The sequence below is a fragment of the Vibrio cyclitrophicus genome, assembly GCA_023206055.1.
GTDB lineage: Bacteria > Pseudomonadota > Gammaproteobacteria > Enterobacterales > Vibrionaceae > Vibrio > Vibrio cyclitrophicus_A.
In genome coordinates this window covers 573,566-594,518 of the sequence record CP065367.1, presented here as the reverse complement: position 1 = coordinate 594,518, position 20,953 = coordinate 573,566, and the positions used below count along the sequence as shown (strand labels likewise).

The window sequence follows — 20,953 nt, the reverse complement described above, 5'->3', positions numbered from 1 at the left end:
TTGAAGAAATAATTAATGGTTAAACGGATTTAAAAGGTTGTTAAAAATGAAAAAAATGAACTGGAGCAAGGCGCTTCTTGCTTTATCTCTTTTGCCAAGCCTAGGTATGGCACAAGCGATTCCTGATGCGGCAAAACTGGATGTCAGCTTTGAGCTTCCAAAGATTGATACCTCTATGTATGCACGTCCTTATGTGGCGGTGTGGGTAGAGAATAGCGAACGAAAGTCAGTGAAAACCATCGAGCTTTGGGTCGGTAAAGACGAATGGCTTAAGGATCTGCGTAGCTGGTGGAGAAAGGTTGGCCGTTACGATCGTGAACTGGTAGATGCTGTGACGTCTGCAACACGTCCTGCTGGTCAGTACCGTTTCGTTTGGGATGGCAAGAGCGACAGCGGTGAAACGTTAGAACAAGGCGAGTACACGGTTCATATCGAAGTGGTTCGCGAACACGGTGGCCGTAACTACCTTCGCCAAAAAGTATCACTCACAGATTCAAACACATCTTACGAATTAAAAGCAACGGAAGAGACGGGTGAAATCACCCTGAATTACATCGCTAAATAGTAAGTGCGAACAGTAACTAGTAAGTACGAACTAAAACCAAGCTGAACAGAATAGACAATGGTCATCGTAGGCTCAGAGAGAGCGACACGGCAAACAATTATAAATAATGGAATTGAACATGATGAAACAGACAAAAATCAAAGCACTTGCTCTAGCGGGTGTGATGGCATTCGGCCTAGCAGCAACGACAACGGCACAAGCTCACCCACGTTGGATTTTGCCGTCTCACTTTACTGTATCTAAAGAAGGTGGTGATTGGCTAACGTTCGATGTTACTGCGTCTCACGGTACGTTTGTTTTTGATAAGCCTGCTGGCAGCGAAAATGCTCATGTCATTATGCCTGATGGCCGCAGCGAGCGTCCTAACTTTGTTATTCGTGGCAAGCGTCGTTCAATCTTCGACTTCTATTTTGAAGAAGAAGGGACACACAAAGTGGCGATCAACAACCAGCCGTCTTACTACACGCAATACAAGGCCGGTCGCCGTGACACTGTGAAGTGGATTAAAGCAAACAAAGCGGAACGTGACTCTGTTCTTCCTGAAAAGTCACGTGACGTGGTAACACAAATCAGCTTCACTCGCGCAGAAAGCTACATCACTGTAGGTAAGCCAACGGATTCAGTGTTCAAAATTGAAGGCAAGCTTCTAGAGATGAAGCCAGTGACTCACCCTTCAGATATCGTTGAAGGCGAACCAGTAACATTCCAGTTCTTCTACAACGGTGAAATCCAGAAAGACGTGAAAGCGGAGATTACTCGTGAAGGTACGCTTTACCGCAACCACCAAGAGCAGATTGATGTGGTGAGTGATGAGAACGGTGAAATCACGTTTACTCCGGACGTAGCGGGTCGTTACGTAATGAAAGCGAACTACAAAGGTGAGTTGATTGACAACCCACTGGCAGACAAAGCAAGCGCGAACGTTCACCTAACGTTCGAAGCACTGCTTCAATAGTTTGTGATATCGGGGCTAGAACCCTGATTAAGAACCAAAAAACGTAAGGGCTCATTTGAGCCCTTTATCGCTCAGTTTACGTCTGAGAATTTGCACTGTGGCTAGGGTACGAACCATGACAATAAAAACAAAACTTAACGCTTTAATGTCTCCTTGCTTAGCTCTGGGACTTGGTTTCGCTGCATTACCTGCGCAAGCACACTTTCCACTGATGAGCTGTTGGCTTGAAGGCAAAACTGTTGCTTGTGAAGCGGGTTATTCGGATGGCAGTAAAGCGATAGATTATGCAGTTGAGATGTACGATTACGAAGACAACTTAATTGCAAAAGAGATGACAGATAAACGCTCTATCGTTGAGTTCCCACATCCTGACACTGAATTCTACCTTGTGTTCGATTCAGGCCATGAGTTTCCCGTTGAAGTTGATGTTGTTGAGATCAGTGAAAAATGATGATTCAAGGCGTACGTGCTGATACGGGCGGTAGAGAAGGCAAATGGGTAGGACTGATCATTGTGTTCATCCTTTGCTTTGCAACCGTCGCGATCCCATTTCATCAGGCAGAATCTCACGTAAAAGCAGTGCTTGATCATCAAATTCTAGTGACTGATGTTGAACAAGAAAACTTGGCGATGCTATCAGAGCTGCGTTTGGCTCATGAAGAAATTCGTGACCTGCGCATGGACTCAGATGGTGAATGGCCGAGTGTTGCATCACTTAAAGATGAATGGGTAGCCCCGTTTGTAGAAGACCAGAGTTGGAAGCGCAAAGGTTCTCATGCTTGGGTACTGGACGAGCGTGGTTATTACTTTTCTACTCCAAGTGAATATGCGACACCAAGTGAACAAGCTACGCCAACCGATCATGGTTCTGCGGATTCCTTTATTTTAAATGCGAACAGTGTTTCTCCTGAGATCTGGATCTTCTTGGGTGGTGTAGCGAAACAGCCAGCAACTTTTGACCAAAACACGCTTGAGTCTACTGGTTGGAAAATGGTCGTGAACGAATCAGAAATTGAACAGCATCATGAAAGCGATGCTCACTAATAAGAGAATTACTATGCGAATTATGACTCTGTTCATGTCGTTATTAGCGGTGTTCATGGCACCCAATGCATTGGCAAAAGAATATAAGATCGACAGCGATAAACTGACGATTGGTATCACGCTTCAACCTTACTACAGCTACGTGAAAGCCGTGGTAGGTGACAAAGTGAACATTCTTCCTTTGGTTGACGCAGGTTTCAACCCACATAACTATTTACCACAACCCAACGATTTAAAACGCTTGAGCCAGATGGATGCAATCGTAGTAAACGGTATTGGCCACGACGACTTCGCGCTTAAAGTGATTTCAGCCGCGCAACGTGATGACTTGGTGGTAATCGAAGCAAATAAAGAAGTGCCTCTCCTTCCTGCACTTGGTCAGTCTGTTGGTCAAGGCGCCGTAAACCCACATACCTTTGTTGGGCTTTCGACAACGATTCAAAAGGTTTACACCATCGCCAGTGAAGTGTCTAAGCTCGACCCAGACAACGCTGCGTTTTATCGCAAGAATGCGCGCAAATACGCTAAGCAATTTCGCTTTATGAAGCGTGATGCGATGCTGTCACTGGGCGAACTCGATACATCAGGTATGAAGGTCGCGACTACGCATAATGCTTATGGCTACATTCTTCAAGAGTTTGGTGTGGATGTCGCGGCAGTAATCGAGCCGGCACACGGTGTTGAACCAAGTGCTAGCCAACTGCAAGAGACGATCGAGAAGATCCGCGCATCGGGTATTGATGTTCTGTTCTACGAGCTAAATATGCCAAACCGCTTTGTTGACACCATTGAAGCGGAAACAGGCGTTCAGCTTTACCGTTTTTCTCACATGACGCACGGCGAATACGAAGACGATAAAGTAGAAGTTGAGATGAAGAAGAACCTAGAGACGTTAATTGAAGCAATGAAATTTGCGGCAGCGAACCAAGCTAAAAGCGGGAACGAGTAATGTTAGGTCCATCAATCTCAATTAATAAACTCGGCCTGCAATACGATAATAACGTGATTCTGGATGATATCTCGCTCGAACTTAAAGCGGGTGAATGTCATGTGATCATGGGGCCAAACGGCGGTGGTAAAACTTCTTTGCTGCGTTCTGTACTTGGTCTTACGCCTTTTTCCGGTCAAATCAATATTCACTGGCCAGAAAAGCCAAGTATTGGCTACGTACCGCAAAAAGCGACGTTCGAGTCGAGCTTACCTTTGACGGTAATGGACTTCGTATTGCTTAATCAAACGAGAATCCCGTTGTTTTGGCGTCGCAAATCTAAGCAATTGGATCTAGCACTCGCACAGTTAGATCGCGTTGGTATGGCGACACGCAGCGACCGCCGTATGGGACAGTTATCCGGTGGTGAGCAGCAACGTGTGTTGTTTGCCCAAGCGCTATTAGATAACCCAAGTCTACTGGTGTTGGATGAACCAACCACGGGTATGGACGAGCAGGGTGTTCGTTACCTTGAATCGTTAATTCGTGAATGTGTTAGTGAAGGTCGTACGATCCTTGCGGTACACCACGATGTCACGGCAGTGCGTCGACTTGAAGCGAACGTTCATGTTGTGAACCGATTCTTGGTTGATAGTGGCCCACATGAACAAGTACTGCATCCAAGTAAAATTGAAAGCTTATTCCAGCACTACAGCAGTGGTTCTGCCATAACTAAATCTCAGGAGGTTGCGTAATGGATTGGTTACGACAACTTGCCATTAGTGGTGTGGAAGCAGGCTGGTTATCAGACAGTTTCATGTATGCCTTCATGGTCAATGCTTTGGTTGCAGCGTTACTACTTGGTCCTCTATTAGGTGGTCTTGGTACTTTGGTGATTGCCAAGCGTCTGGCTTTTTTCTCTGAGGCCGTCGGTCACGCAGCATTAACCGGTATCGCTATTGGTGTTTTGCTTGGCGAGCCACCGGAAAACCCAATTATTGGTTTGTTTAGCTTCTGTATGATCTTCGCGCTGCTGCTTCACTTTGTAAGAAACAGAACCAATGTGCCATACGATACCTTAGTCGGCGTGTTTCTAGCATTAGCTCTAGCGGTCGGCGCGGCATTGTTGATGTACGTTGCTCGTAAGATCAATATCCACATGCTTGAAAACGTACTGTTTGGCTCGATTCTTACCGTAACAGACCAAGACTTAGCGATTCTTGCAGGCAGCTGCGCGATCATCATTTTGCTTTTAATACCGACGTTCAACCGTATTCTCCTGACCTGTATCAGCCCCGATATAGCCAAGGTGCGTGGTTACAACACCAGCTTCTACGATTACTTGTTTGTCATGATGATCACCTTAGTGACAATTGCAGCCGTAAAGATCGTGGGCGCGGTTTTAGTAGGTGCGTTATTGCTTATTCCAGGTGCGACAGCTCGATTGCTGACTAAACGCATGGGGAGCTTCGTACTGCTTTCGGCATTACTTGCAACCATCGCATGTTTGGTTGGAACTGTGTTGCCTATGGAGCTAAAACTGCCAGTGCCATCGGGCGCGTCAATCATCATCGTTTCTGCAACGTTTTTCCTAGCAGCAACACTATACCGAATTGTAAGAAAGGCGTAATCATGACTTGTTTAATGAATCGTATTTCAAGCTCAGTAAAAACAGTGACTCAAGTGAGTGCACTTAGCAGTCTGTTGTTGGTTGGTTCAATGGTGTCTATCAGCGCAAATGCCGAAGATATCCTCACCAGTACGCCTGTGACTTACGCACTAGCGACAGAATTGACCAAAGGCACCGACATTACGACCGAATATCTACCACCTAAACGCTACGGTATTGACCGTCTGCCGAATTGGTTTGGTACCAAGGGTGCGAGTAAAGTGCTTCAATCGGGCGAAAAGGCGACCGTTGCGGTAACGCTGTCGTCGATCTGGCAAGCTGATCCTACCTTTGTCTACGCAAGACAAGGCAATATCCGTTTGGTAGAGGTTGATGCCGCTCAAGCGATTACACCGCGTGCACAAGGGGTTGCAGCGCTTACGTTGTCGAATGGTGATGTTTCTAAATACGCGTGGTTAAATCCGACCAACTTAACACGCATGGCGGCGATCGTGGCTGACGACTTTAAGTTGTTGTGGCCGACACACGCAGAAACGATTGATAGTAACTTACAACGTGTGATGTTGGATGTTCGTGAACTGATCAACAAGCAGCAAGCGGTATTATTGGATAACGATGTAGATTCAGTATTGTTGCTTTCAGAAAGCTTGGAAGATTTTGCTTCTGGTAGCCAACTGTTTGTTGAAGAACGTATGTTTAAAGCTGAACTGGAATGGACAGACGAAGACAAAGCCAAGCTTAAAGAGATGTTTTCTGAAGACGATGCTCTATGGTTAGTTACAGCGAAAAAGCCTACGACTTTGATTAAGTCACTGGTGCCTAATGAGCGTATCTTAGTGGTGGATTCTGTTGATCGTTGGGGTAGAGCAGGGATTAATGGAAAAGCGCCGTTTGCCCGTTGGGAGGTGCAGCCATTCAAAGGCTAATCAGCGCGACTACAAATGGTAGGATCAAAAAAGCAGCCCAAATAAAGGCTGCTTTTTTTGTTCTTGTCAGTTGGCTCTGAAAAGAGTGTCAGACAAGAGGAGTGCGAGTTTAAACTTACTCTGCAGCTTTTGTCTCTTCAGCTTCAACAGTTGCTTCTACTGCACCTTCAGCTTGCTCTTGAGTTGCTTTAGCTTGTTCTTCAGCTTCCATTTTTGCACGGTCAGCTTTAGAAATGTAGCGAGGTTTGTTGCTACCATGCAGTTTAGAATTCGCCTGTTTCTGTCTTTTCTTTAGAATTTGATTGATTTTTTTCTTACGGTTCATTGCTGCATAGCCTTGTATTTAGTTTATGCGGTGGAGGATAATCATTTTAGATCTAGAACTCAATATTTACATGGTATTCAGCAAGGAAAATATCACTATGCAGGGAGTCGAGACCGAACGTTTACGATTAAGAATGATCACACCCCAAGATGCGGCGTTTATTCAACGATTATACAGCTCAGAAGATTTCCTGCGTTACATTGGTGATAAGGAAATCAACGACACTGAAAAGGCTGTGGAGTACATCGAAAACAACATTCTTAAGATGCATGAAGAGAAGGGTGTTTGTTTGTTGATGGTTGAAATCAAGGAGACTTCAACACCAATTGGTATCTGCGGACTAATAAAAAGAGACAGCTTAGAGTTACATGATATTGGTTATGGGTTTGTTCCTGAGTTTTATGGTCAAGGCTTTGCCCAAGAAGCCGCAGAGGCGATAATTGAACAAGCTAAGCAGAATGCTGACATCGATCATTTAGTTGCCATCACTACCTCTGATAACATTCGAAGTATCGCACTACTGACTAAGCTAGGTTTTGTGTTCGAGCGAGTTGAAGATGTAATAAGCGAAAACGTTAATCTCAACCTGTACGGTTTCTCATTAGGTAATTAAAACATGTTTCAACATAACAATATTCTACAAGGCGAGCTTGCAACGGAGTACAAAACCGTTATTGCGATGGTGCATATCTACTGCAAAGATCACCACGGTGACGTTCGTCAGAATAACGCGTTATGTGAGGAGTGTGAGCAACTGTTGCGTTATGCCGAAACACGATTGGATAGATGCCCTTATGGCGAAGCAAAACCGACTTGTAATAAGTGTCCAATTCATTGTTATAAACCGGATCCGAAAGAGCAAATGCGTTTAGTAATGCGTTATTCCGGGCCAAGAATGCTACTTAAGCATCCTATTTTAGCTATTCGACATCTGATTCATGAAAAACGAAAAGTGCCAGAGAAGCCGCTGCCGAATGTGTCGAATCGCCATATCCGTATGAATAAGAAGTAACTGGCGCTTAAAAGTAAGTTCGAAAGAAACGAAAAAAGGTCTGATTTCTCAGACCTTTTTTGATGTAGATACGTTTCTGTATAAGCTTCAATATAGCTAGGTAACTGTAACTTACGCTGCTTGCGGCTCGTCGTAGGTCACCGTCAGGTTGTTGATCCAGCGTCGGCTTAGGTAACGATGGGAACAAATTGCCAGTTTCACCACTTCTTCCACCAACATCAAACCATAGATGTATTTGAAATCCCATCCAGCGACAAACGCGCCGTAAACACATACTGGAATGCCCACCATCCACATCGCGATGAAATCCATACGCAAGCAGAACGCATTATCGCCACCAGCGCGAATGATACCGTTGATGATCACCATGTTCAGCATGCGAATCACGACAGCAAAGCACATGATCATCATTGCAGGTGAAGCGAGCGGGTAGAGCGCATCTGTAGAAAGGTTCAGCCATGTTAAAACATGCTCTTTACTCATAAACAGTAGCAGCCCGACAACTGCGCCGAAGCCAATGACGGCTTTAATGAATGTTAGTCCCATGCTCATAGCGTCATCAAACTCATCACGACCGAGTGAGTGACCAAGCAGCACAGAACACGCGACCGATATACCAAAGAATATTGAGTAACACAGCGATTCAAATGGTGCGAGCATTGAGAACACGGCAAGTTCCGTTGTGCCCATGTGACCGAAGATCATTTGGTACGCCATGGTACCCATTGCCCACAGCACGGCATTCATCGTTAGGGGTAACGCAATACGACGGTAAGACAGCCACAGTGACGGACGATGTGGTGAGCTTGGAGTGGTTAACAGCCAGTGTTTACGCATACGCATGTAGCTATACATCAAGCCCACTTGAATCAATCGCGCTAAGGTTGTCGCTAATGCTGCACCTGCTACACCCATAGCGGGAATACCAAAAGCACCTTTGATGAGAACGAAGTTAAGCGCAATGTTGAGTGCGATGGTAACACCGCCTAACAATAACGGAGTTACGGCGTCACCTGAAGAGCGCATGCTAGCTTCAACCACGACCACAATATGAGTCAGCAGCAGAACAGGGAAGCCATACCAAAGGTAAGTCGCGCCAAGTTCAATTACGGTTTGATCGCTAGTTTGCAACATCATTAAAAATTGGGAACCAAGAGTGATGATTGCAGTGACAGGCAGTAGAACTTTTAGGCCAAATACCATCGCGATCGATGAAACCGTTCGCGCGCTTTTTCGGTCATTCTTTCCCCAGTATTGAGCGACTAATGTTCCGTTTGCTGAGGCCAACCCTGCCATAATCATAATAGCAACGAAGTGCCATTTTGATGCAATTCCCACAGCCGCCGCTGCTTCCATACCATAGTCACTGACCATTAATACGTCAGCAAGGGCAAGAATAGCAACAAGCGCACTTTGTAAAGCAACAGGTAAACCAAGTTTAACGATACGAGGTAAGATGCTCTCTGGCTTGTTATTCATAGATGAGTTAGGGTTGATGTTAGTTGTCATAAGCTCTCCGATTTATGGCAGAACTATAGTGATTTGAGCGAAGTAACAACATGTTTAAAAAACAACAAAACCTGTGCAAACCCGTCATTGGTACAATGAGATCAAAATCAACTTGGCATGATGATGTTTTTCTCGCTGAACAGTGCAAAGAACGTTTTTTGACCGTTGAAGATATTCCAGAGATGAAAAGCTTTGGTGTCTATATGGGCGGCATGGCGAAGCTATATGATGGCTACTGGGTTGAGCGAGAATCCGTTAATGTTCATACCTTGATTTTCACTATGGAAGGTGGCGGCATTCTAACAACCGCAACCTCGGTACAAGCCATCACGCCATACACGCTTGTGGTTCTGCCTGCGGAAACCCCATTTCGATTCGAGCTTGATCCTCAATACAACTATTGGAAAATGGCGTGGATGTTGACGCCAGATACTCCGCAGTGGCAACATATTGCGAGTTTAGGTCAGGGGATTGTGCCTTTCGGAGAGTGTGAGCAGATTTGGTCATTAATGAACTTGGTTTACTTTGAGATAGGCGGTAGAGCCAGTTACCGTAAGTTACTTTTGAGTGAAATCATCCGAACCTTGACGGGGTTTGAGCCTAAGTCGACAAGTACCACAGCACGTGTTCAAGCGCTCTATAACGAGATTGAAAGCAGTCTGCACCAGCCATGGACGGTGGCAGGTATGGCCGAAAGAGTATTTATCAGTGAAGAGCAGCTCAATAGAGTCACCAAGACGTTATTCAACCTGTCACCACGAAGCAAATTAATTCAATTACGCATGGATAAAGCCACCAGTTTGCTGAAATATCAAGATTGGTCAGTATCGATGATTGCTAATCGCTTGGGCTACAAAGACCCTTATAACTTCTCACATCGTTTCAAAAAGCATTTCGGCTTGTCACCCAGTCAATACCGAAAGAGTCATCGACTGCGCGGTTAACCTTGCTTGTTTCCTCGATCAATTACGCAAGATCAAGCTTTGCAGTAATATTACTGTGTTGAGCTATCTATCAATTTAGTATTTTTGCTCTATTCGATAGTATTGGAAATATCTCGGAAGACGACTGCTTATGCAACATGAGGAATTAATGCAACAAGTTATCAGCGAGACGGATGATTTAGATCTCCCGTCAAAGCTCATTCTAAACAATAAAGAGTTTCGTTCCGGCACTAAAATCGTACGCAAGCAGGGCTGTGGTTCGATTATAGGAACGCTTTCAGGGCCTCACCGTAAAGTACTTTTTTATCTTTATCAGAACAAAGGTCAAGTAGTCAGTAAGCAAATTTTGAAGCGTGTCGGTTGGGCCGGTAAAGCGGTGACATGTGCGTCTGTATTGGTGGCTATTTACGAGATAAGAAGAGTTCTTGATTGCCGTTGTATTCAAACCGTTTCCAACGAAGGATATGTTATGGCGGACTAAATAATCATCTATTTATATCCTGTTAATATCTTAATAATAAAAATTTAATCTCTTTACCGTACGAATTCCATTGATTATCGTCAAATCTAAAACGTCCAGTTATAAGCGACGTTATATAAATACGACTGAATCTGACTTTGTCGCTGGCTATATAGTAAGGGAATGATATAAAAATGGACTCTTATCCTGTAATAGAAACGAACCACTCTGAAAACAACGTAATACTTGAATTAAACGGAAAAATTGTTGAACTCAACACCAAACTTATTCGCAATGTAGAGAATGGCTACGTACTGGCTACCATGCCTTTGGCGTACCGAAAGATCATTTTATTTATGAATCGACATCGAGGTGAATTGTTCAGTGTTGGTCAATTAAAGAAGATTGGCTGGGAAAGTGAGAAAGTGACTAACTCTTCTGTGATTGTTGCTATATCTGAAATAAGATCATTATTCGGAGATGGGCTAATCATTACCATTACTGGTGAAGGTTATGTATTTCAACCTTAACGTTCAGAGGTAATCGATTTTATTTTCTGATCGTTGACTGTTGATGTTTATTGTCGTTCTTTCCTCCAGACAACATAAACAAAAAGGGCCCTTCGTTTAGACATAAAATCTTAACTCGGAGCCCTAATCACACGTATCTGGTGTCTGCCTATTTAAGCTTACTCGCCTGCAATCTGTAGGTGAGAGCGCTTTAGGCTAGCAATCAACATGTAGATCGTTGTAGCAAGTAGAGACGCGAACAGGTAAGTGAACAATCCTGCTTGTGAATCCATAAAGCTGTCTGCAACGATTGGTCCCGCAACAGAACCGATGCTGTAGCAAAGTAGCATTATTTGAGTCACTGACACCAAGTAGCTTGGGTCAAGGTTACGGCAACCTAAGTTAATCGCGATTGGGTATAGCGCAAATGTCGCCATGCCTAATACAAACAAGCTCATGCCTAGTACGTAGAAATCGTGATTGATAGTCAGTACACCAATGCTTGCAACTCCTAACAGGCAGAACAGAGCCATTAATAACACTTGTCCTACGTAATGAGATAACCAAGTCACCATCGGCTGTACAGCCATGCCCCCCATGATAACCAAAGCCATCAAACCGCCAATGTCTTCGTGCGCAATGTTACGTTGAGCAAGTTCAACTGGCATCAAGCCGTAAATCGCACCTAGCGTTAATCCAGACACAATGCAGCCAATTAGCGCGCTGTGGCTTAATTTGCTGATCTGCTTTAAAGACAAAGATTGAGCATCGTGGATCTGTGGTGGTGTTGCTTGCCCGTACATCAGCACAATGATCGCACCAAACAAAAGGGTGAACATTGCGATGAAAGGTACGCCACCAGTAATACCTAAGTAACCGATACCTAGTTGACCAACTGCAGAACCGCCGTACAGTGAACACATGTAGATAGCGAGACGTTTTGCGCGTTGTGACTCGTCACCGCTCATTAGCCAAGATTCTACAATCACGAAGATACCTGCAACTGCCACACCAGCCACAAAGCGAGCTAATAGCCATACTGCTTGGTGTGGGATCAATGGCAATACAAGGATCGTTGCGATGAACACACTCAATGCGATGACGAAAGCGTCTTTGTGACCAACACGCGCAATAGCACGTTCAATCAATAATGTACCAGCCAGTAGACCTGCATAGAATGCACTCGCCAACCAACTCGATAGATCTTTGTCTAAGCCATACTCAGACAGCATTAATGGTAATGAACTCATTAAGTAGCCCGAAGCGATCGCGTAAAAAGACAATGCAATAACAGGAACAGTTATGCGAGTTGTTGGTTGGATGTTGTCCAATGCAGGAGCCTCTGATAGTAAAAGAAACGATGAATTTTCCGCGACTATGGGGGAGAAACTGAATTGGGTAAAACGAATAAAAATGGTCGTTAAGATAAAAGAAATTTATCGCCAATCTAAACTAAAATACCGTTGCGATAGATAGGGCGTGTTGATCTTTCGAGCTGACTTTTGCAGCGAATTGCTGGGGATTTATACAAGGCAGAGGCTTTGATGTGTAGCTAGCCTACATGATAAGCCGATAACGCAGTAGAAATGGCCAGCAAACGCTGCCCGAAGGGTTCGGCTAAAAGCGTTTTACTCTTTGTTGAGGGGGATTTGCTTAGAATGACTAGGCTACTTCCCCCTCGCCGCGATTAAAACGCTTTTATCTCGAACAAAATTTAACCACAAAAGGTCAACACGCCCTAGTGATTTCACGAGATTTTATGTGGTCAAAACGCCGTTAAACCTTTGTTCATCGGTCGTTTAATAGAGAAGGCGACAGCATAATAATTCCTGTGAACAAAATTTAATTAAATGCGCTATTTTCTGTTAGACCGCTTCTTTACGGTATTGGCGTGGCGAGCTTCCACTCCACTTACGGAAGGCATGACCAAAGTTCGCGCTATCTGAAAATCCCACACGTTCAGAGATCTCTTCAATGCTCATTTTTGTCGATGATAGATAGTGTCGAGAAAGATGAAAGCGGACATGGTCGAGTATCTTTTGATAGCTAGTATCGGCGGCTTTAAGGTGTCGTCGCAGCGTGCGAGAAGACATTCCCAGTTCTGACGAGATCGATTCTATCGATGGGTAACTTCCTGGCCTCTCAAGCAGCATTTGCGAGACCTTTTCTTTCAAACTGGTAGACGCACTGACTTTTGCCAACATGTCATCACATGATTTAAGACACATCTGCAATGTAATGGTATTGGCTGTAGGAAGAGGCGAGTACAAGCTAGTCGCATCAAACTGCCATTCAAGGCGGTCACTGTTAAATTCAACAGGGCAACGGAAAATCTCGGTATAGAGGTCACCGTATTCTGGCTTTGGGTAAGGGAAGCGGATCACTTGGGATGGAAAGGGTTGTTGCAGAACTTCTTCACATAGGCTTTGAATTGCTGCGAACCAATACTCGCAACAAAATGGCAGCAGAGAGTCCAAGTCGATCAGCTGTTCCGCTCTAAAGTACCCAACGTTATCCTCTACCGACATGGTTTTTCTTAGCACTGGGCCGGCAAGTTGGAGATATTTAAACCCAATCAGCAAAGCATCTAACAGCGTTTCGCTACTGAATACCGCATAACCCAAAACACCAAAGTCGCTAAACCGTGCTTGTTGGCCGACTCTTAACCCTAAACCGCCTTCATCACTGTTCGCCAGTGCATTGCTAAACACCGCCAACTTTTGCGCCAAGGTAATGTGCGTGTCTGGCGTGTTTAGCTGAAGATCGTCAATGTTACTGCCTTCCAATAACGCTTCGATATTAAGCGAGGGTGACATATAGCGATGCAGTAGTTGAAGATCAAGAATACCGAATGCTTGCATATCGGGTTCGTAGACTGCGGTGTATTCCATAGGATGCCTCTTGTTGAATATCGTCATCTTAACCGAACTTTTAACATTTACGCCTGTTGCTTGTTCTCACTTTCCTAAGCTTGTTCAAACTTTTGCTTTATGTGTGCAAGGTTTTACAAGGTCTGATTGAGCTGTGTCCGAATATCACCGGTTTTTGTCTTTTTGAAACCTGTTCGATATGTTATCAAAATGTTGTAATTTGATGGGTTGCACATTGGTTAGCTTCGAACACTTTGCTTATTCAACACTTTCATCGACAGACACACCAATGTGCAGGCTCTGATAGCAACAAAGACAACACTTATTACAACGATTAAAACGTCTAAGGCGAATGTGACCGTTAGGTCTAGCCAAAGAAGGAGATCATGGATGCACAATCTTGCTGTTAACTTGGAACGTAGCGCTTCACTGTTTCCAACTAAAGCCGCTCTGCGTATGGGCTCAGATGAAGTCAGCTTCGCTCAGTTGGAACAACTTGCTGGGAAGGTAGCTACGAATCTAGAGAGACTTGGCTTAAAAAAGGGCGACAAGGTCGCATTGTCATGCCCGAACGTGACTTATTTCCCTATTGCTTATTACGGTATTCTAAAAGCGGGCTGTGTGGTGGTACCTCTGAATGTATTATTCAAGGCCAGAGAAATCGCTTATCACCTTAACGATTCTGATGCGAAAGCTTATTTATGCTTTGAGGGCAGTGAAGAGTTACCTATTGGGCGCTATGGATTGCAAGGTTTTGCGCAGGCCGATAACTGCGAACATTTCGTGTCTATGCCAATACCAAACGGCGCAACATCCACGCTCTTAGAAAACGACGAGCAGCAAGAAACGATTGCAGATTGGTTAGCACAACCTTTGAACGCGTATGAGTCTGTAGCGTGTCATGGCGATGATACCGCGGTAATTCTATATACGTCAGGTACCACAGGCCAGCCGAAGGGCGCTGAGCTTTCGCACACCAATATGCAAACAAATGCGATGTCGTCACAATATCTTATGAGATTGGAATACAGCGACACGACCATGGCCACACTTCCTCTGTTCCACAGCTTTGGTCAAACAGTGATGATGAACGCGAGTGTGTTGACGGGGTCAACCATGGTCTTGATTCCACGTTTTGAGCCGTCACTGGTGATTGACCAGATCATTAGCCATAAAGTGAGTGTCTTTGCTGGCGTTCCCACCATGTATATCGCGCTGCTAAAGGCGGGAGAAGAGTCTTCTGATACTTCAGAACAAACAAGCAAACGGTCTGAACAGGTTAAACATAGCCTAAGGCTTGGGGTGTCTGGTGGTGCTTCGATGCCTCTTGAGGTCATTCGTCAGTTTGAATCACGCTTTGAATTACCAGTATTGGAAGGATACGGCTTATCTGAAACGGCGCCAGTCGCGACTTTCAATCACATTGATGGTGATCGTCTCTCGGGCAGTGTTGGTCAGCCGTTGTGTGGTCACCTTATCAAGATTACTGATGTACAAGGCAACTCGGTGGCAATGGGAGAATTGGGCGAAGTGTGCATTAAGAGCCCAAGTGTCATGAAAGGTTACTATCAAAGACCTGAAGCAACGGCAGAAGCGATCAGAAATGGTTGGTTTTTAACGGGTGATATCGGACGCGTTGATGAGCACGGTAACTTGTTCATTGTTGATCGTGTGAAAGACATGATCATCCGCGGTGGTTACAACGTTTATCCGAGAGAAATCGAAGAAGTATTGATGTGTCATCCTGACGTGGAAATGGTGGCAGTGGTCGGTGAACACCATGATCAGCTCGGTGAAGAGATTCACGCCCATGTGGTGCTTCACGAGCATACTCAATCTGACAGCAAAGCCTTGATGGCTTGGTGTCGTGAGCAACTCGCGGATTACAAATATCCTCGTAAAGTGTTCATTCGTAATGCATTACCCATGACGGCAACAGGTAAAATATTGAAGCGAGAGTTGCATCCTCTAGAAGTCTCGGAGGCAATCAATGGATAACTATGACTTTATTATCGTGGGCGGTGGCTCCGCTGGTTGTGTGATGGCTTCTCGGCTGTCTGAAGATCCAAATACGACCGTTTGTTTGTTGGAAGCTGGTGGTAAAGACACGAGCCCATTTATCCATACTCCAGTGGGTGTTGTGGCGATGATGCCAACCAAGCTCAATAACTGGGCTTTCGAGACGGTTGAACAGCCAGGATTAAATGGTCGTAAGGGCTACCAGCCGAGAGGTAAGACACTCGGTGGCTCAAGTTCAATCAATGCCATGATGTACGCCCGTGGACATCGTTATGACTACGATACATGGGAAAGCTTAGGCAATGCTGGCTGGAATTATGAATCGTGTCTAACTTACTTTAAAAAAGCAGAGAATAACGAAGTCCACCAAGATGAGTATCACGGCCAAGGTGGTCCTTTGAATGTAGCGAATCTTAGGTCGCCAAGCCCAATGTTGGAACGCTATTTAACTGCGTGTGAGTCGATCGGTGTGCCTCGCAATGAAGATATCAACGGTGCCGCTCAGTTTGGTGCAATGCCGACGCAGGTAACGCAGTTGAATGGTGAACGATGTAGTGCGGCCAAAGCGTATTTAACACCGAATCTATCGCGTCCAAACCTCACTGTGGTGACCAAAGCAACGACACATAAGGTTTTGTTTGAAGGTAAGAAAGCGGTCGGTGTTGAATACGGCTCGAATGGCAAACGTTATCAGATCCGATGCAACAAGGAAGTCATTTTGTCTGCAGGTGCTTTTGGCTCTCCTCAGTTGCTGTTGCTATCGGGCGTTGGCGCCAAAGACGAATTAGAGGCGCATGGCATCGAACAGATTCATGAGTTACCCGGAGTGGGTAAGAACCTGCAAGATCATATCGACTTAGTTCACTCGTACAAGTGCAGTGAAAAGCGCGAAACTTTTGGTATCTCGCTGCAAATGGCATCTGAAATGACCAAAGCTTTGCCGCTATGGCACAAAGAACGCCGCGGCAAGATGAGCAGTAATTTTGCCGAAGGGATAGGCTTTCTTTGTTCCGATGATCATATTGCTGTGCCAGATTTAGAGTTTGTATTTGTGGTCGCAGTAGTCGATGACCATGCGAGAAAAATTCATACCAGTCATGGGTTTACCTCGCATGTCACCTTACTGAGACCTAAAAGCCATGGCACCGTAACACTGAATAGCGCCGATCCTTACGATCCACCCAAGATCGATCCTGCATTTTTCAGTCACCCTGAAGACATGGAGATCATGATTAAAGGGTGGAAAAAGCAGTATCAAATGCTAGAAAGCGAAGCTTTCGATGATATTCGTGGCAATGCTTTTTATCCTGTCGATGCTAGTGATGACAAGGCTATAGAGCAAGATATCCGTAACCGCGCTGATACCCAATATCACCCTGTTGGAACCTGTAAAATGGGTCCTAATAGTGATTCATTAGCCGTGGTGGATAAAGATCTTAAAGTCCATGGGGTGAATAGCTTAAGAGTCATTGATGCGTCGGTTATGCCGACATTAGTCGGGGCCAATACTAATGCACCAACCATAATGATTGCTGAGAAAATCGCTGATCAGATTAAAAGCCAATATAGCTTGGATAAGAAAGACACTGTAAACGAGCAAGGCGCGAATGAAAGCGCAGAACATGAAATGACGGGTTAGAAGCACAGATTAGAGAAACAGGCAGATTTACAATAGGTTAGGGAGCCTTATCCATTAAGGTTCCTTAACCTATTTTGTTTGTTGATTACTCAAAGAACCGAAACAAACTTACTTAGTTAAAGCTTGATTAAGCCATTGATCAAATTGACCTTTGGGTAATGCACCGTTAATCGTGTCGACACGTTTGCCGTCTTTAAATACCATCACAGTAGGAATACTTCTGATTTGGTACATTGCGGCAAGTTGCTGCTGAGCTTCGGTATCAATCTTAACGAATCGAACATCTCCAGAACGCTCTTTTGCTACGTCGCCGAACACAGGCGCAAAGCCAACGCATGGGTTACACCATGTTGCCCAAAAATCGACAACCACAGGCTGTGAACTGTTCAAAATAGATTGAAAATTCAATGACGTGCCTTCGATTGGCGCACCATCTAGTAATGCGTTTTTGCATTTACCACAAGTTGGGCTTTCTGAAATTCGTTCTGAAGGAACTCGGTTTACGCCACCGCAAGAAGGGCAACGTGTGTTGAATGTAGACATAACTTTCTCTTTTTATTGCAACTCCGTGTCTAACGCGATTTACGAATCACGCACGGAACGCTTATACTGTTTAAAACAAGAATACGATACTTAAATAAAAACAAACAATAAACAGGTAAATGATGACAAAATTTTACGCCGAGATTACTGGCTGGGGAAAGTGTCTGCCACCAGCCGTGCTGTCCAATGATGATTTAAGCACTTTCATTGATACGTCTGACGAGTGGATTCGTACTCGAACTGGTATCGAAAACCGTCGTATCAGTCATGTAAATACCTCTGAGCTAGCGACTGTTGCTGCTCAACACGCAATGGCGTGTGCTGGCCTTACTGCCGAAGATATCGACCTCGTGATCATCGCGACGTGCAGCCCAGACTCCCTTATTCCAAATACCGCATCTAAGGTTCAACAGAACTTAGGCATTAAGAGTGCAGCGGCTTTCGACCTTAACGCAGCGTGTACTGGCTTCATTTACGGTGTCGAAACCGCGACTCGACTGATTCAGGCGGGTAACTACCGTAATGCGATCGTTGTAGGTGCAGAACGCCTGTCATTTTTCATTGATTGGACCAAGCGTGATACCGCGGTTCTTTTCGGTGATGGCGCTGGCGCTGTGGTTCTATCTCGCACAGAAGAGCAAGTTGGCCTGCAAGAAGCTCAAATCGGTTGTGACGCGGAAGGCCGCGATATTTTAGCAGTACCAAAGTTCGGTACTTCTATGGATCGCTTTGCTGCTGACAACGGTTACTGGGACTTTGACTTCGTTGGTAAAGAGATCTTCAAACGTGCGGTTAAAGGCATGGGTGCAGCAGCACACACTGTATTGAGCCGTACTGGCATCTCAACAGACAACATCGATGTAGTGATTCCACACCAAGCAAATATCCGCATCATTCAAACTCTGTGTGATATGGCGGGCATTGAACGTGAGAAAGCGTTCGTGAACATTCAAAACTACGGCAACACGTCGGCGGCGACTGTGCCAATTGCTTTATGTGAATCGTTAGAGCAAGGCTTTGTTAAACCTAACTCAAACATCCTTGTGGCGGCATTCGGTGCCGGTTTAACTTGGGGTGCTGGTCATATTAAATGGGGTAGCCGTGTTGAACCGCTAGGTCAATCAGATGCTAAGCTTCCAGAAGCCGACAAATCTGCGTTAGAGCTTCTAGAAAGAGCCATTTTACACTGTAAAACACACCCGAATTCAGCGAGCGAATAACGCTGATGGGTACAGTAACCAAAGTACGTCTTATGACAAAAGCCGACCTTGATGGGGCGGCTTTAGTTCACCAAGCTACTTTTGTTCGACAGCAAAACTCAAAATATTGGTTACAATGTAACTTAAATGCCGCACCACGCTTTCTTAACTTCGTTGCTGAAAGCGAAGGTGAGGTTGTTGGCTACATTATTTGGGTGCAAAAGAGTGGATTTAGACCTGAAGCTGTTTTAGAACTCGAGCAACTTGCCGTGTTACCGATCGCGCAGGGGCAAGGATTAGGTAAAAAGCTGATTCTAGACTCCTTGCCGCAAGTGAAGCTGAAGTTAGCAGAGCAAGGCTCGACGCTAAAACATGTATTAGTGACCACCAGAGCAGACAACTTCGCACAAAAGCTTTACCAGTCGACGTTGGGTGCAGAGGTCGAAACCACGATTTCAAACCTGTACTCTGCGGATGAAGTGCTTATGATAGCTCGCAATGTGGGTGAACGAATCTGATCGCTGAGTTCTTGGAACCCATTATAATCAGCGATGTAAATTGATTTACGTTTAATTAGGGACTTCTACAGTCCCTTTTGTTATTTCTTAGGAAGTGTTTTGAAGAAAGTTTTAGCAATTGGCTACGTTTGGCCAGAACCGAATTCATCGGCGGCTGGCAGCCATATGATGTCTCTATTACGTCTATTTAAGAGACAAGGTTGGTCCGTTGAGTTCGCAACGCCAGCTCAAGAAACCGAGCATATGATCGACCTCTCTGAAGAGGGCATCACAAGCCAATCTATTCAGCTAAATTGCGATAGCTTTGACCAGTACATCGAAGAGCTGCAACCTGATGTCGTGATGTTTGACCGTTTCATGATGGAAGAACAATTTGGCTGGCGCGTTGAGAAGGTATGCCCGAACGCGTTTAAGCTGTTGGATACTGAAGACTTGCAGTTTCTGCGTAATGCTCGACACGAAGCCGTTAAAAAAGAGACAGAACTGACTAAAGCGCATTTGTACGGTGACCTGGCTAAACGTGAAATTGCAGCGATTCTACGCTGTGATCTTTCGTTGATCATTTCTAGCTATGAGATAGATCTTCTTCAATCTGAGTTCAATATCGATCCAAAACTGCTTCATCACTTGCCGTTCATGGTTGATCTTAATACTCTACCTGAAAGCACGAAAAGCTTTGAAGAACGTAAGCATTTCATGACGATAGGCAACTTTAGACACGCACCGAACTGGGATGCTGTACTTCAGTTGCAAAAGATTTGGCCGAAGATTCGTAAACAGTTGCCTGAATCTGAACTTCATATTTATGGATCTTACCCGCCACCAAAAGCGACGGCTTTGCATAACCCTAAAACCGGCTTCCATATCAAAGGTTGGGCGAAAGACGCTCAAGAAGTGATGGAGCAGGCTCGCGTGTGTGTTGCGCCATTACGTTTTGGTGCTGGCATTAAAGGCAAGCTGCTAGATGCGATGAAGCTGCAAACTCCGAATGTAACTAGCGAGATCGGCAGTGAAGGCATGCTACCGCAAGGCGAACTGCAATGGCCGGGTGCAGTGGCAGATGATATCGACGAGTTTGTTGAACAAGCTGTTGCTCTCTATAAAGATGAAGAGACGTGGCTCAAGGCTCAAAGCCAATGTCACTCGATTCTTGAAGCACACTACGAACAGAATCAACTGGGCGACAAATTGATCGAGCGATTGATTGCGCTAGAGTCTGAACTTGAATCTCATCGATTGGATAACTTCTTTGGTTCGATGCTCAAGCACCACAGCATGGCGAGCACCAAGTACATGTCCCAGTGGATCGCTGAAAAGAATAAGACTAAGTAACTGACGTTACAGCTCAAATAAAATTA

23 protein-coding genes are annotated in these 20,953 nt (G+C 45.0%); 18 read left to right on the top strand and 5 right to left on the bottom strand.

The genetic code is table 11. The annotated features are described in order from the left end of the window. Positions 1–46 precede the first annotated feature (46 nt). From ITG09_18325 to ITG09_18290, 8 genes are all read left to right on the top strand, one after another. Entirely contained in the window at positions 47–565 is a 519-nt protein-coding gene (locus ITG09_18325; protein ID UPR54902.1) for a DUF2271 domain-containing protein, read from the top strand. 118 nt (positions 566–683) lie between these two features. Further along, positions 684–1,520: a DUF4198 domain-containing protein gene (locus ITG09_18320; GenBank protein UPR54901.1), complete on the top strand. Its 837-nt coding sequence runs from the start codon at positions 684–686 to the stop codon at positions 1,518–1,520. Positions 1,521–1,635: 115 nt separating this feature from the next. Further along, positions 1,636–1,971 (top strand): hypothetical protein, encoded by a 336-nt coding sequence (locus ITG09_18315; protein UPR54900.1) that lies wholly within the window; start codon positions 1,636–1,638, stop codon positions 1,969–1,971. Next, positions 1,968–2,564 carry a hypothetical protein gene (locus ITG09_18310; protein UPR54899.1) on the top strand — a complete coding sequence of 199 codons (597 nt, stop codon included), beginning with the start codon at positions 1,968–1,970 and terminating at the stop codon, positions 2,562–2,564. The genes ITG09_18315 and ITG09_18310 overlap by 4 nt, the downstream gene beginning before the upstream one ends. A gap of 13 nt (positions 2,565–2,577) precedes the next feature. After that, positions 2,578–3,513, top strand: a complete 936-nt coding sequence (locus ITG09_18305; GenBank protein UPR54898.1) for a zinc ABC transporter substrate-binding protein — start codon at positions 2,578–2,580, stop codon at positions 3,511–3,513. After that, positions 3,513–4,247 carry a metal ABC transporter ATP-binding protein gene (locus ITG09_18300; GenBank protein ID UPR54897.1) on the top strand — a complete coding sequence of 245 codons (735 nt, stop codon included), beginning with the start codon at positions 3,513–3,515 and terminating at the stop codon, positions 4,245–4,247. The genes ITG09_18305 and ITG09_18300 overlap by 1 nt, the downstream gene beginning before the upstream one ends. Then, positions 4,247–5,122: a metal ABC transporter permease gene (locus tag ITG09_18295; protein UPR54896.1), complete on the top strand. Its 876-nt coding sequence runs from the start codon at positions 4,247–4,249 to the stop codon at positions 5,120–5,122. The genes ITG09_18300 and ITG09_18295 overlap by 1 nt, the downstream gene beginning before the upstream one ends. 2 nt (positions 5,123–5,124) lie before the next feature. Continuing rightward, the gene (locus tag ITG09_18290; protein ID UPR54895.1) at positions 5,125–6,048 is read left to right on the top strand and encodes an ABC transporter substrate-binding protein; all 924 of its coding nucleotides are present in this window, start codon (positions 5,125–5,127) and stop codon (positions 6,046–6,048) included. Positions 6,049–6,163: 115 nt separating this feature from the next. Here the strand turns inward: ITG09_18290 and ITG09_18285 are convergent, their stop codons facing one another. Further along, a complete protein-coding gene (locus tag ITG09_18285; protein UPR54894.1) occupies positions 6,164–6,373 on the bottom strand; it encodes a DUF2986 domain-containing protein in 210 nt (69 codons plus the stop codon). Positions 6,374–6,470: 97 nt separating this feature from the next. Between ITG09_18285 and ITG09_18280 the strand changes: the two genes are divergently transcribed. Continuing rightward, entirely contained in the window at positions 6,471–6,986 is a 516-nt protein-coding gene (locus ITG09_18280; protein ID UPR54893.1) for a GNAT family N-acetyltransferase, read from the top strand. 3 nt (positions 6,987–6,989) lie between these two features. Then, a complete protein-coding gene (locus ITG09_18275) occupies positions 6,990–7,385 on the top strand; it encodes a nitrous oxide-stimulated promoter family protein (protein ID UPR54892.1) in 396 nt (131 codons plus the stop codon). 111 nt (positions 7,386–7,496) lie between these two features. Here the strand turns inward: ITG09_18275 and ITG09_18270 are convergent, their stop codons facing one another. Next, positions 7,497–8,894: an MATE family efflux transporter gene (locus tag ITG09_18270; GenBank protein ID UPR54891.1), complete on the bottom strand. Its 1,398-nt coding sequence runs from the start codon at positions 8,892–8,894 to the stop codon at positions 7,497–7,499. Between the two features lie 50 nt (positions 8,895–8,944). On the opposite strand from ITG09_18270, the gene ITG09_18265 reads away from it, so the two are divergent. The 3 genes from ITG09_18265 to ITG09_18255 all read left to right on the top strand — a co-directional run bounded on the left by ITG09_18265 (position 8,945) and on the right by ITG09_18255 (position 10,828). Beyond that, on the top strand, positions 8,945–9,838 hold the full coding sequence (locus tag ITG09_18265; protein ID UPR54890.1) for a helix-turn-helix transcriptional regulator: 894 nt from the start codon (positions 8,945–8,947) through the stop codon (positions 9,836–9,838). A gap of 148 nt (positions 9,839–9,986) precedes the next feature. Next, positions 9,987–10,319, top strand: a complete 333-nt coding sequence (locus ITG09_18260) for a winged helix-turn-helix domain-containing protein (protein UPR54889.1) — start codon at positions 9,987–9,989, stop codon at positions 10,317–10,319. A 173-nt stretch (positions 10,320–10,492) separates the two neighbouring features. Further along, positions 10,493–10,828, top strand: coding sequence for a winged helix-turn-helix domain-containing protein (locus ITG09_18255; GenBank protein UPR54888.1), 336 nt, complete (start codon positions 10,493–10,495; stop codon positions 10,826–10,828). Between the two features lie 158 nt (positions 10,829–10,986). Here the strand turns inward: ITG09_18255 and ITG09_18250 are convergent, their stop codons facing one another. Together ITG09_18250 and ITG09_18245 are read right to left on the bottom strand one after the other, a co-directional pair. Then, positions 10,987–12,138, bottom strand: a complete 1,152-nt coding sequence (locus tag ITG09_18250; GenBank protein UPR54887.1) for an MFS transporter — start codon at positions 12,136–12,138, stop codon at positions 10,987–10,989. A 534-nt stretch (positions 12,139–12,672) separates the two neighbouring features. Next, positions 12,673–13,698: an AraC family transcriptional regulator gene (locus ITG09_18245; protein ID UPR54886.1), complete on the bottom strand. Its 1,026-nt coding sequence runs from the start codon at positions 13,696–13,698 to the stop codon at positions 12,673–12,675. A 369-nt stretch (positions 13,699–14,067) separates the two neighbouring features. Here ITG09_18245 and ITG09_18240 point away from each other — a divergent pair, with 369 nt between their 5' ends. Both ITG09_18240 and ITG09_18235 read left to right on the top strand, forming a co-directional pair. After that, positions 14,068–15,675 (top strand): long-chain fatty acid--CoA ligase, encoded by a 1,608-nt coding sequence (locus tag ITG09_18240; GenBank protein UPR54885.1) that lies wholly within the window; start codon positions 14,068–14,070, stop codon positions 15,673–15,675. Further along, the gene (locus ITG09_18235; protein ID UPR54884.1) at positions 15,668–17,335 is read left to right on the top strand and encodes a GMC family oxidoreductase N-terminal domain-containing protein; all 1,668 of its coding nucleotides are present in this window, start codon (positions 15,668–15,670) and stop codon (positions 17,333–17,335) included. Before ITG09_18240 ends, ITG09_18235 begins: the two co-directional genes overlap by 8 nt. 108 nt (positions 17,336–17,443) lie before the next feature. Here ITG09_18235 and trxC read toward each other — a convergent pair whose 3' ends face one another. Further along, a complete protein-coding gene (trxC, locus tag ITG09_18230; protein ID UPR54883.1) occupies positions 17,444–17,878 on the bottom strand; it encodes a thioredoxin TrxC in 435 nt (144 codons plus the stop codon). 122 nt (positions 17,879–18,000) lie between these two features. Here trxC and ITG09_18225 point away from each other — a divergent pair, with 122 nt between their 5' ends. The 3 genes from ITG09_18225 (at position 18,001) to ITG09_18215 (ending at position 20,927) form a co-directional block, all read left to right on the top strand. Then, positions 18,001–19,098: a ketoacyl-ACP synthase III gene (locus tag ITG09_18225; GenBank protein UPR55206.1), complete on the top strand. Its 1,098-nt coding sequence runs from the start codon at positions 18,001–18,003 to the stop codon at positions 19,096–19,098. Between the two features lie 32 nt (positions 19,099–19,130). Beyond that, a complete protein-coding gene (locus ITG09_18220) occupies positions 19,131–19,595 on the top strand; it encodes a GNAT family N-acetyltransferase (protein ID UPR55205.1) in 465 nt (154 codons plus the stop codon). Between the two features lie 99 nt (positions 19,596–19,694). Then, a complete protein-coding gene (locus ITG09_18215) occupies positions 19,695–20,927 on the top strand; it encodes a glycosyltransferase family 4 protein (GenBank protein UPR54882.1) in 1,233 nt (410 codons plus the stop codon). Positions 20,928–20,953: the final 26 nt, after the last annotated feature.